Annotated in this window: 2 protein-coding genes and 1 pseudogene; 2 read left to right on the forward strand and 1 reads right to left on the reverse strand. The window is 65.2% G+C overall.

What is annotated here, in order from left to right; all coding sequences use genetic code 11:
- The first annotated feature begins 2 nt into the window (after positions 1 to 2).
- On the forward strand, positions 3 to 12,518 hold the full coding sequence (locus tag HBF26_RS17630) for a hemagglutinin repeat-containing protein (RefSeq protein WP_167129336.1): 12,516 nt from the start codon (positions 3 to 5) through the stop codon (positions 12,516 to 12,518).
- 51 nt (positions 12,519 to 12,569) lie between these two features.
- Positions 12,570 to 13,013 (forward strand): DUF2247 family protein, encoded by a 444-nt coding sequence (locus HBF26_RS17635; RefSeq protein ID WP_167129337.1) that lies wholly within the window; start codon positions 12,570 to 12,572, stop codon positions 13,011 to 13,013.
- A 143-nt stretch (positions 13,014 to 13,156) separates the two neighbouring features.
- On the opposite strand, the pseudogene HBF26_RS17640 reads toward HBF26_RS17635, so the two are convergent.
- Positions 13,157 to 13,403, reverse strand: a pseudogene (locus HBF26_RS17640) (IS3 family transposase); the annotation flags it as partial.
- Positions 13,404 to 13,535 lie beyond the last annotated feature (132 nt).

Here is a 13,535-nt window from a genome sequence, read left to right on the forward strand (position 1 = left end):
TCATGACGACGAACAAGGCAGTGATGGGGCGCCCGCAGGGCGATGTGGCGATCTCGGCAGTGCGCTCACTCGCGCTCGCCGTCGCGTTGGCGACGCTGGGTATTCCGGTGGTGTCGTGGGCGCAGCAAGTGCCCGACGCCGCGGCGGGCGCTCATCGCCCGAAGATGGATTCGGCGGCGAACGGCGTACCGGTGGTGGATATAGTCGCGCCCAACGCGCGTGGCGTGTCGCACAACAAATACCAGCGCTTCGACGTCGACCAGCGCGGCGTGATCCTCAACAACAGCGCCGACATCGTGCAGACCCAGCTCGGCGGTTACATCGCCGGCAACGACAACCTCAACGGCGGCCCCGCCTCGCTGATCCTCAATGAGGTGACATCCGGCCTGCCGAGCAGCCTGCGCGGCTACATCGAAGTGGGCGGCAAGGCCGCGCCCGTCGTCATCGCCAACCCCTACGGCATCACGTGCGACGGCTGCGGTGTGATCAACAGCCAGCGCTTCACGCTGACCACGGGTACGCCGGTGTTCGGCGGCAGCGGCAGCCTCGACGCCTTCCGCGTGACCGGCGGCGGCATTGCCGTCGGCAGCGGCGGCCTCGACGGTTCCACCGCCGACCGCACCGATCTCATCGCCCGCGCGGTGCAGGTGAACGGCCAGCTCTGGGCGAAGGACCTCAACGTCGTTGCCGGTCGTAACGACGTGAACTACGAGGATGCGGGCGTCCGTGCCATGGCCGCCGATGCGAACCGTCCCACGGTGGCGATCGACGTCGCGGCACTCGGCGGCATGTACGCGGAAAAGATCCGCCTCGTCGGTACTGAGGCGGGCGTGGGTGTGGTGAGCAGCGGCGCCATCGCGGCGCAGGCAGGCGACCTCACGCTCAGCAGCGCGGGCGAGGTGCGCCTTGGCGGAACCACCGTGGCGCTTGGGAACGCGGTGCTCGATGCGAGCGGTCCGGTCACCGTCGACGGCACCTTCGGTACGCAGAACGGCAACGTATCGCTCGCGACCAGAGGAGCCTTGGGCGTCTCCGGCCGCGTGATCGCCGGCGGCTCGCTGGCGGTGGATGCCGCCGACGACATCGCCGTGGCCGGCCGCCTCAGCGCGGGCGGAAACCTCGCCGTGCATTCGGCGCAGGCACTGCGCAACACCGGCCTGATCTACTCCGATGATGCATTCGACGTGCGGGCGGACAGCCTGCGCAACGAGGGCACGATTTACGGCCTCGGCGGCGGCAACGTCTTTGCGAGCGGCGCACTGGTCGGCATTGCCGCGAGCACGTTACACGCGGGCGGCGCGCTCGCGCTCGATGCGGCTTCGGTGGACAGCAGCGGCATCGTCGATGCCGGCGGCGCGCTCTCCTTGTCCAGCCGTGGCAACGCCACCCTGGCGGGTGCCGTGCAGGGTGGCGGCGATGTCGCCGTGCGCGCGGTCGGCCAGCTCGACAACGCGGCAACCATCGTGTCGGGTGGCCGCATCGACGTGCAGTCGGCGCGTCTGACCAATGCCTCCTCGGCCATCGTGTCGTCGGGCGGCGACCTGGCCGTGAATACCGCGGGGGCAGCGATCAACCAGGGAACGCTCTACGCGGCCGGTGGCGTCACCGTCAACGCGGCGTCGCTGGCGCAGGGGGTTGCCGGCCAGATCTACGGTGTGCACAGCGCGAGCGCGAATATCGGCGGCTCCCTGGACAACGACGGTAGCCTCGTCGGCGGCGGTGCTCTCGCTGTCCATGCCGACGACATCGTCAGCCACGGTGAACTCGGCACGCAGAGTGGCGATGCGTCCATCGTCGCAGGCGACGTCACGCTGGCAGGTACCACGGTGGTCGGTGGCACGCTGGACCTCCGCACGGCGGGATCACTCCGGCAGCAAGGCCAGTTGACGGCAGGGAACCTCGCCGTGGATGCCGGTTCTGTCGACAACGCCGGCGAGACGTATGCGCGCGGAAACGCGCAGGTCCACGCCGCGAAGGGTCTCACGAACGCTGGCAAGCTGTACGCAGACGGCCAGCTCGTCGTGAGCACGGGTGGCGACATGAGCAATGCCGGCATCCTGCATGCCGGCACCGACCTCTCGCTGCGCGGCGCTTCGGTGGACAGCACGGCCTCGATCGATGCCGGTCGCGATGTATCGGTGGACGCGCAAGCGCTCCATCTCGCGGGAACTGTACAGAGCGGCCGCGACGTGGCACTGACGTCCGCGAGCACGCTCGACAACGCCGCGACCGTGGTCGCGGGGCGCGACGCGATCGTGCGTGCCGCAAGTCTCACGAATGCGGGTGCGCTGTCTTCGAACCACGACCTGACACTCGACGTCGATGGCGACGTCGATGGCGCGGGGCAGCTCTATGCCGGCCATGCCTTGAACGTCGACGCCGGCTCGCTCTCGATCGGCACAGGCGGGTCGGTCAGCGCAGCGGACACGGCGACGCTGCGCCTGCGCGGTGCGCTGAACAATGCGGGAAGCGTCGTAGGTGCCCAGGCACTGAGCGTCGACGCGGGCAGCATCGAGAGCACGGGTTCGCTGGGCAGCACGCTCGGTGCGGCCACGTTGGCCTCGCGTGGCGACACGCATCTTGGCGGCGTGGCTTCCGCGGCGACGGGGTTCACCGCACATGCCGGCGGCAACCTCCTGATCGACGGCACGCTTTCGGGCGTGCGCCTCGGCCTGGCCGCGGACAGTTCCATGACGCTCGCCGGCTCGGTGCATGCGACGGGCGATGCGATCCTCGAGGCGGCGCAGGCCTTGGCACTCGGCGGCGACACGTTTGCCGATGGCGCGCTTTCGGCGCAGGCGGCCAGCATCGACCAGTCGGGTACGACGCATGCGGGCGGGGACCTTGCCCTGAATGCGTCGAGCCTGACCACACACGGCACGCTGGATGCGGGCAACGACCTGGTCGTTGCAGCAGGCACGGCGTCGCTGGGCGGCCAGCTTCAGGCGGCGCGCGACGTGCGCGCAGACGTTGTCGGCACGCTGTCGCAGTCCGCGACCGTTATCGCGGCACGCGACGCCATCGTCGGTGCTGCGAACCTTGACGGCGCGAAGGGCTCCATCATCAGCGCAGGCCGTGACCTCGCATTGACGGTGTCCGAGGGCGTGACGAGCGCAGGCCTGCTCCACGCTGCCAACGTGCTGAAGCTGGACGCCGGAAGCTTCGCGCAAACGGCCGACGGTCAGGTTGACGCGGGCAAGCATCTTGCTCTCGACGTATCCGGCGCTCTCGACAGTGCCGGCACCATCGTCGGCGGCGACGGACTCGCGATAAACGCCGGTAGCCTGCAGAGCGCCGGCCAGATCGGTAGCACGGCAGGCGACGTTTCCCTGGTGACCACGCAAGGGGGCCTCTCGCTTGCGGGCACGACGGTGTCGGCAGGCCGCCTGGATGCTACGTCGGCCGGTGCGCTCGCGCAGACCGGGTCGCTGAGCGCGAATGGAGCGGCGCTGGCGTCCGCAGGCGACATGACCTTGGGTGGCGATACGTCGGTGAACGGCGCGCTTGGCCTCGACGCCGGGCGCGATCTGAGCAATGCCGGCAGCGTGTACGCCACCGGCACGCTCGACGTGCGTGCCTCGGGCAACCTGAGCAACCGCGGCAGCATCGCTGCCGAGAACGATCTGTCGGTCGACGCCGCCGCCTTGACGCAGGACGCGAACGGCAAGCTGCAGACCAACGGCAGCCTCAAGGTCACGGCGGGAAGCATCGACAGCAAGGGCACCTTGGCCGGCGCCAGGGACGTGTCGCTTTCGGCGCAAGGCGCCCTGAGCCTGAGCGGCCTCACGCAGGCCGGAGGCACGCTTGCCATCGACACGGCGGGAGCTTTCGACAACGCCGGTCAACTCGTCGCGTCTAGCGCGCTGTCGGTGACGGCAGCGCGCATCGGCAACACCGGCGCCATCTCGACGGACGGCACGCTCGATCTACATGCCGTCGGGTTGCTCGATCATCGCGGCACGGCTTACGCGGGAGGAAAGGCGACGCTCGTTGCCGGCACCTACAATCAAGCCGCATCCGCCGAGCTGTCCGGTGCAGACGACCTGGACATCGACGTTGCCGGCGCGGTCGGCAATGCAGGAAAGATCGTTGCCGCGAAATCGCTGACGCTGAAAGGCGGCAGCGTTTCCAGCACCGGCACGCTCGGTACACAGCAGGGCGATCTCCACCTCCAGGCCCGCACGGGCGACCTCGTGCTGGGAGGCACGGTGGCTTCGGCCGCCGGACTGGATGCGACCTCCGCGCAGGCGATCCGCCAGAGCGGCGAGCTTGTCGCTACCCATCTCAACCTTCACGCCGACGGCGATCTCGAAACCCAAGGCGACATCACGGCACAGGATGCCGCGATGACGAGCGCGGCCACCCTCACGCAGGGCGGCACGCTTTCGGCGCACGCGATCTCGCTCGACGGTGCCGTCGTGAAGAACGACGGCCGTACGTTGTCGTCGGGCGATCTCGTCGTGCATGGCGGCAGTGTGGATGCGTCCGGTGTGCTGGCGGCGGGTGTCAAGGACGACGGTTCCCTCGATACGACGGGCGACCTGCACGTATCGGCCGATACGACACTCGTCGCCCATGGCAGCCTCCTGGCCGGCCATGCGCTGGACGCGCAGGCGAACACCATCGACCTGTCCTACGGCACCCAACGTGCGGGTGGCGACGCCACCCTCGTCGCACGCGCCGGAAATATCGATCACACGGCCGGCGATCTTGCCGTCGGCGGTGCACTTTCCATGCAGGCCACCGGCGCGCTGGTGAATCGCGGCGTCGACGGCCACGACGCCCGCCTGCAGGCGAATTCTCTGCTGCTCCGTGCCACGTCCATCGACAACACGCGCGGCAAGCTGCTGCAGACAGGCAACGCGGCGCTGGCGCTGACCACCGCGGGTACGCTCGACAACACCGGCGGCACCATCGCGACCAACGGCAACGACCTCACCGTGCACGGCAGTCGCGTGGTCAACCGGGGCGGCAACATCCAACTGGCCGGCACCGGCTTGCTGGACGTGACGTCCGACCAGGACATCGACAACGGACAGGGCACGCTGGCAGGTAACGGCGCCACCCGCGTCACGGCCACCACGGCGCTCGCCAACGACGGCGGCCTGATCAATGCGCACGGCGGCAGCACGATCTCGGCGGCTTCGCTGAGCAATACTGCCTACGGTGCCATCTCGGGTGCCACGCTTGGTGTGACGGTTGCCAATGGCCTCAACAACGCCGGTGGCCTCATGCAGGCGACGGCGGGGGATCTTTCCCTCACGGCGGCCAACCTTTCCAACGCAGGCGGCACGATCCAGTCGGCACCCGGCGCGGTGACCTTGGGTGTGGCCGGTACGCTCGACAACGGCAACGGAACGATCGCTGCCGGCACGCTCACCAGGCTGACCACGGCACGGCTGACCAACGCGGGCACGATCGCTGGCGGACAGCTCAATGTGCAGGCCACCGACACCGTGAACAACACGGGAGGCCACCTGCAGAGCCGTGGCGCGCTCGACCTGCGCGCCACGAACGGCCTGAACAACAATGGGGGAAGCATCGAGGCGAACGGCGCCACCACGCTGGCTTCCGCTTCGATCTCGAACATCGGCGGACGCATTGCCAACGCCAGTGGCGCATTGACCCAAGTCACGTCCGGCAGCGGTATCGACAATCGCGGCGGCACGCTGGGCGGGCAGGGCGATGTGAACCTTTCTGGCACGTCGATCTCGAACGCCCAGGGTGGCACGCTGGTGGCCGCAGGCAGCATGACGCTCGGCACCGGACAGCTGGATAACAGCAACGGCAGCGTCTACGCGGGCAATACGTTCAACTTCGTCAACGCCGGTGCCTCCGCCACCAATGTGGGCGGCAAGATCACCGCCGGACGCCAGCTCAACCTCACCCTGGCCAGCCTGAACAACAGCGGTGGCACGGTGCAGGCGGGCATCGACGGCGTAGGCGGTGTCGGCAATGTGATGCTCGACATCCGCAACCTCGTCGGGCAGGGCAGCATCGTCGCCAACAACACGCTCGGCATGCACCTGGTGGGCGACTACATCCAGGCCGCCGGTTCCAGCATCAAGGCCAACGGCGGCTTCAGCCTCGCCGTGGACGGCCAGTTCGTCAACAACGGCAGCATCCAGGCCGTGAACGGCCTGACGATCAGCGCCGCGAACATCACGAACAATGCGGGCGCCCTGCTCAACTCCGCCAACACACAGCTCAACACCGGCGGCACGATCACCAACGCCGGCAGCATCCAGGGCAACACGGTAGGCATGAACGCCGGTGTGGTGAACAACACCGGCAGCATCATGGGCGGCAATGTCACCATCCAGGCCGGCACGGTGATCAACGGTGCCGACTTCGGTCAGGCGACCGGTAACGCGGCGTACCAGAGCGGCACCATCGCCGCGACGGGCAGTGTGGACATCTACACGAACTACCTGCTCAATCGCGACGCGCAGATCTTCAGCCTCGGCAACATCAACGTGGCGGGCGCGGGGCGCAACGGCCAGGGCCTGTTCGCCACCCGCGCCGGACAGATCGACAACATCTCCGGATCGATCCAGGCGCAGGGCAGCATCTTGCTGGCGGCGAACCAGATCAACAACGTGCGCCGCGTGTTGAACACGACCGATCGCGTGCTGTCGGCGGAAGAATCGGCTGCCTCGCAGCCGCTGCCGCGGTCGGATTACAAGTACACGATGAACAAGGTGCAGGAGTACGAGACCTACACCGAGTACCACACCATCCAGGAGACCGTGGTCAACGCCGCCAGCGCGCAGTCGCAGATCCTCGCGGGCGGCAACATCGCGCTTTACGGCTCGGTGAAGAACAACACGTCGACGATTGCCGCCAACGGTGCGCTCTGGGTGAACATCCAGGGTGCGGGCGGCGGCACCGGCATGGTCTTCGGCAACGAGAACGTCGCGAACGAGTCGCTGGCCGCCGGCCGCACCATCCAGCAGGTGGCGGTGAACCATCACATGGGCTGCGGTTGGCAGCAGAGCCTGTGCGATATTGAAAACGAAAAGGAGTCCTACTCCTATCGTCCCAACACCGACCCCTCGACGTACCTGCACGACAATTACACCGCACTCGGCGCGGTGATGACCGGCGCGGGTGGCGTGAGCATCAGCGGGCAGAATGTGTCGAACGGCGGCGTCACGCCTGACGGCCATTCGGTCGGCAATACGCGCCTCGATCCGAACGCCCAGGCCATCGGCCTCGCCTCGGTGAACAAGGGCAACGCACAGGGTGCGGCGGGCCTTCCGGTGGGCGCACAGGTCGACCCGGCGACAGGCCACGCGCCGCAGGTGCTCGGCGGCGCGGGACAGCCGTTGGCGGGCGTGATCCTCCCCACGGGTGGCATCTACAGCGTTCGCGGTAGCGGCGGTGGCGAGAGCGTGTCCGTGGGCGGCCCAGGGGCAGGCGGCGAACTCACTGCCGCCTCGGGTGCCGAGCGCAGCGCGGTGGACGGTGCCGGCGCAGATTCGCTTTCGGCGCTGGCGAAGGGGGCTTCAGCCCGTGGCGTCGGCCTGATGGGCAACGCGTACCTCACGGCCTTGCTTGGTCATCCGCCGAGCGGCAACTACCTGATCGAGACCAACTCCCGCTTCGTCGACTACAGCCAGTTCATCAGCAGCGACTACCTGCTCGACCAGCTCGGCCTCGACCCCGCGCGCACGATGATGCGTCTGGGCGACGGCTTCTACGAGCAGCAGCTGGTGACCCAGCAGGTGACGCAGCTGACCGGGCGCACCTATCTCGCCGATTACTCCAGCGGCCTGGAGGAATACCAGGCGCTGATGAGCAACGCCACGCATGTGGCCCAGGCCATGAACCTGAGCGTGGGTGTGGCCCTCACGGCGGAGCAGGTCAGCGCACTCACCCAGGATATCGTCTGGATGGTGCAGCAGAACGTGGACGGCCACGAGGTGCTCGTGCCGGTGGTGTACCTGGCCAGCGGCAACCTCGGCCTCACGTCGCAGGGTGCGGTGATCGCAGGCTCGAGCGTGAGCATCGATGCCTCGGGCAAGCTGTCGAACGACGGCCTGATCCGCGGCGAGAACAGCACCCTGCTGACGGCGCAGGACCTGCTCAACAGCGGACGCATCTCCAGCGGCGGCCTCACCGCCATCAGCGCGACCGGCAATATCACCAACATCAACGGCCGCATCGACGGCGCGGGTGTCAGCTTGATTGCCGGTGGCAACATCCGCTCCGAAAACGTCGGCGGCCTCATCGGTCGTGGCATGGAGGGGGCGAGCATCACCGCCACCCAGGGCTTGCAGATCAGCGCCGGCAACAACCTGTCGCTCGACCACACCAAGGTCGCGGCAGGCGGCGATGCGCTGCTCACGGCAGGCCACGACCTGACCCTGAGCGGGCAGGGCGTGTCGGCGGGCGGCAGCCTGGCCCTAGCGGCCGGGAACAACCTGTCCATCACGTCCAGCGTCACCACGACGCACCCGTACGCCTGGAGTAAGACGCTCACGGGCACGCAGGTCGACGGTCTCACGCTCAGTGCGGGCAAGGACCTTTCCCTGGTCGCCGGCAACGACATGAGCCTGTCGGCCACCACGCTGAAGGCCGGCGGAAACGCGGCGCTCCAGGCGGGTCATGACCTCACCCTCGGGGCGGTGCAGAGCGGCACACGCTGGACGACGCAAACCACGGCCAGCGGCATCGACGCCGGCGGCTCGCTCTCGCTGCAGGCGGGTCACGACCTCGGCGTACAGGCCGGCACGCTCAAGGCTGGCGGCGACATGGCGCTGCTTGCGGGCCACGACCTGTCGCTGACCGCGACCATCAACGGCACGTCGAACAAGGTCACGCATGACGTGACGAACCTCGACGCCGGCGGCAATCTCGCCGTGGCCGCGGGGAACAATGCGCTGCTGGAAGGAACCCAGATCAAGGCGGGCGGCACGGCCGCGCTGCAGGCGGGGAACGATCTCGACCTGACGACGGTGACGGATAGCACCACCAGCACGAAGAGCTGGAAGGAAGGGAAGAAGCGGATTACGGAGACGACGACGGATGAAACCGTCCGAGGGGTGACGGTGGACGCCGGCACCGGCGTGCAGATCGCTGCCGGCCACGACGCCACGCTGGACGCGACCACGGTCGCGACCAAGACCGGCGACATCACCTTGGCGGCGGGGCACAACCTGACGTTGGCGGCCGAAGACGAGACGCATACGGTCGTCACGGATACGAAGAAAAAGAAGAGCGGCCTCTTCAGCAGCAAGACGACCACCACGCACGACACCAGCGAACAGACGCTGGCCGTGGGTACCTCGCTCAGCGGTGACAACATCCACATGGTGGCCGGAAACGACCTGACCGCCATGGGAGCGACCGTCCAGGCCACGGGCGGTATCGCCGTGGCGGCAGGCCACGACGTGAACCTGCTGGCCACAACCGACACCTATAACGAGACCCACGACAAGACCGTCAAGAAGTCCGGCTTCACGCTCAATCGGGGCGGCGGCATCGTCCAGGCGGGCAAGAAGACGGTGACGAATGACGACACCGCGCAGCACGTCGCCAATGGCACGCTGCTCAGTGGCGATTCGATCTCCGTCGCTGCCGGCCACGACGTGCTCGGCGAAGGCGCGAAGATCGCCGGTACACACGATGTCGTGGTCGCGGCAGGTAACAATCTCACCCTGACCACGGCAGTCGACATCTACGACGACAGCCACAGCAAGACGGTCACGAAGACGGGGTATTCGAAGAGCGGCATGAATGAGCTTTACGGGCAGGCTAAGGACAGCCGCTCCGAGAGTTCGCACCAGGTGACTCACACGGGTAGCGTCGTCGGCTCCACCGATGGACAGGTGACGTTGACGGCGGGTGGCGACCTGCACCTGACGGGCACGGACGTCATCAGCAAGACGGGTACCACGATCGTCGGCAAGAACGTCACGATCGATGCCGGCCTGGATACGCTGGATACGACGCAGTCGCAGAAACACAGCGAAGGTGGCATTACCGGTGGTCTGGGCGGGGCCGCCTATGAGTTTGCCATGGGCGCTCGAGACTCGGTAAAGCAGGCCAGCAGCAGCGACGATGATCGGTTGAAGGCGCTCTATGCCGCGAAGGCCGCCTATCAGGTGCACGATGCCGTTGCTGCAACGGGCGACTTCAGCAGTGTGACCGACGCCCAGAGTGCAGCGGGAGCCGCGGGCATCAACATCCAGGTCGGGATTGGAGGAAGTAGCGCGAGCAGCAAGACCACGACGCATGACAGCACGTCGTATGGCGGCCACATCACCAGCGGTGGCAACGTCACCATCGGCGCGACCGGTGGCGACCTGACCATCATCGGCGGCGAGGTCACGGGCAAGAATGTCGCCCTGGCCGCGACGCATGACATCAACCTGCTCAGCCAGTCGGAGGAACACAGCCTCAAGAACGACTCGAAGAATTCCGCCGGCAGCATCGGTGTCAGCTTCGGTTCCGATGGCTTCGGCATCTACGCGTCGGCCAGCGTCGGCAGCGGCAAGGCGCATGGCAACGGCAGCACCCATGCCGAAACCACCATCAACGCCGGCGACAAGCTGACCATCGTCAGCGGTAACGACACGACCATCGAAGGTGCCCAGCTGAAGGGCAACCAGGTTGTCGCCGATATCGGCAACAACCTGACCATTCGCAGCGAGCAGGACACCGACGACTACGCCAGCAAGACCATGCAGGCCGGTGGCAAGCTGATGGTCGGTATCACCCAAAGCGGCATGGTGAGCGGTAGTGCCTACTACGCGGCCAGCAAGGTCGATAGTCACTACACCAGCGTCAACGAGGTCAGCGGCATCAAGGCCGGCGACGGCGGCTTCCAGATCGACGTTGGGGGCACGACCCATCTGGTCGGTGGGCAGATTGCCAGCACGGCAGACGCGTCGAAGAGCGTGCTCAGCACGGGCGATCTGGTCTGGGAGGATCTGCACAATGAGTCGAAGTACAACGCCAGCCAGGTGAGCATTAGTGGGGGTAGCACTGTCTCGAGCAACGTCGTGGGCGCGATCGGTGCGGCGATTTCCATGGCAATGCCACAGCGGGGAAATAGCAGTAGTGAAACCAATTCGGGGGTGGCTAATGGGACGATCACAATACGCAACGATCCAGCCAAGGATCTGACTGGACTCGACCGAAATCCAACTCTTGACAACGCCTCACTGAAGAATTCCTTCGACCCCGAGAAGATAGCCGACCGGCAAGAGCTTTCCGAGGTCGCGGCGCAGGTAGGCTTTCGTGCCGCTGGTGACATCGCCAACAAGATGAAATGGGCCGAAGGAAGCCCGGAACGCGCTGCACTGCACGGCGCGGTGGCGGCTGCTGTTGCATCTCTGGGGGGCGGGGATGTTGGCAAGGCAGTCACGGGCGCGGTAGCAAATCAGGTCGTCATGACCACGATGTCTGACTACCTTCTGAGTCACGGTTACGAGGCCAAGGATCCCGAATATAGCGCCCTTATGCAGGCAGGTAGCGCTGCGGTTGGTGCAGTCGTTGGTGGGGGTTCTGGCGCGGTGGCAGCGCTGGATGCAACCAAGTACAACCATCTCACACATAAGCAGATTGATGATCTAAATCATGCGCTGGAGGGTTGCACGACAGAACAATGTCGCTCGGATGCGATCAATGCAGCTAAGCAGCAATCTCAGTTGAATGACGTGGCCTTGGCCATTGTTTGCAATGCCGGAGCATCAACTGCTTGCTACCAAGGTCTCGGCGCACTGGAGTCGTATTACGAAAGCCCAGTGGTGCCGCGCGACATGCGGGGTGATCAGATACGTGATCGCCAGTTGGAACAATCGCACTACTTTGGGGACATTGGATTCTTCGGAGGAGTTGCCGTCTCGTACTACGCCAACACCCCTCAGGAAGGCGGGACGGGTAGTTTCCTTTCCGGCGCTGGGGCTGCCTTTGGGAATAGACTCCTTCCGTTTGTCGGTAACGCTGAAGGAGCAAATCCAAATAATCCATTCATTCCGACGCAGCTTGGTGGCGCGGCACCGCAGTTTACGGATGGAATGTCCGCAAGCGCAGCGCAAGGAGTATGGCTTGGCGAAGCAGCCGGCGACGCGGCCTGGGTGCTCGCAGGGAATGAAGGTAAGGCAGCCCCAAGCAAGGGCGTTCTACAGGAAGGCAGCCTTGGAGGGCCTCAGTCAGGCTACCCCTCGAGCCTACTTTCGTTCGAACGTCAGAAGGCTGCGAATGCAGCGGATGAGATCAGAAACGCTGAACCGGTGGGAAGCGCGCTCAAAGATGATCCGCTTCACCGGGCCCCGAGCTTTGTGGTAGATGAGATTCCGGAAAAAGGCATGGTATTCACCATCCAGGGTGGTGACAAGCAGACGTACAAGCTGACTCAAATGGAGGGCATTGTGAACGGTCGGCCGGGAATATTCGAATGGATTTTGAACACGAACGGAGAGCTGACACACCAACGCTTCATTCCCGGCGGCCAGATCACAGGTACGCCGAACCAAGTACCCTCACGGCTACCCACAAAAAAATGGTGAGCAATGGAAGTGTTATTAACAGGTGATTTTTGTTTCGCGGAGGCTCCTGGGATGAGCTGGGCCGAACTCGCTTATGGGCTGGATAGACACTTTATTAGTTCGAGAGGTGTCGTCGATTATGCTATCGACAGTCTTTCAATAGATTCGCCGGAGGCGCACTACGAGTTAGCTGGTCTTGATGGAGCCGATCCGAACGACGTCAAGGATCTGCTTGCGCGCTTGAGCAGATCGGAGCGGTCAGAGGGGCGAATGAGGTGTATATGGATCTACCTCACGCTTCTTTGGGTGTACAGGAATCAGGATTCCTATAGCGACGTTTTTCAAGTGGCGGAACTGCTATACGCAGACTTCGACTATCCTGAATGCATGGCGTCGATCATCCGCTACATGCCACCGAAACAACCAGGAAGGGGGGGTAAGACCGAATTGCTGGAGAACTGGCGTGTGTTGCTGGAGGACTGCCGCACTCGGCTTTTGCCGAACCCCGGACGCTAAACAACGAATGTTCCTGGAAGGGTGGAGGCTTTTAAACAGATGCTTTTAGCAGCAAGCGCAAAAGTGCTTCAGGAGCGAAACTAAGGATCCTGCACGAGAACGCCCGTCGTCTGAATGACCTGCCCCGTGAGCCGTACCAGTAATCATTTTGAAAGTCTTGGGTCGAAGGGCACTGCGTTGTTGTCCTGTTTTGCGCGGCGCTGGGCAGCGAATTGCGAGGGCGGGATACGACCACAGCTGCTGTGGGGCGCGACCGGTGAATTCGGCCGCGTTGTCGGTGCGCATGGCGCGCGGATAGCCACCGAAGTAGGCGGCCTGATCGAGAAGCCGTACGACGCAGGCGCAGCTGATGCCGTGATCTACCGCGATGTCCACGCTCTCGCGAGTGAACCGACGACGTCCCCCCCAGTTTTGAGTAGCACGGCGATTTGGAGTCCAATCCCCCAACTGACGGAGATTGGACGTGAAGAAGCGCTTTTCCGAAGAGCAGATCATCGGCTTCCTGCGTGAGGCCGAAGCCGG

The sequence above is a fragment of the Luteibacter jiangsuensis genome, from assembly GCF_011742555.1.
Lineage (GTDB): Bacteria > Pseudomonadota > Gammaproteobacteria > Xanthomonadales > Rhodanobacteraceae > Luteibacter > Luteibacter jiangsuensis.

What these genes read in the sequence shown, in the direction of transcription:
- HBF26_RS17635 (WP_167129337.1), top strand. Translation starts at nt 12,570, where the DNA reads ATGAGCTGGGCCGAACTCGCTTATGGGCTGGATAGACACTTTATTAGT.
- HBF26_RS17630 (WP_167129336.1), top strand. Translation starts at nt 3, where the DNA reads ATGACGACGAACAAGGCAGTGATGGGGCGCCCGCAGGGCGATGTGGCG.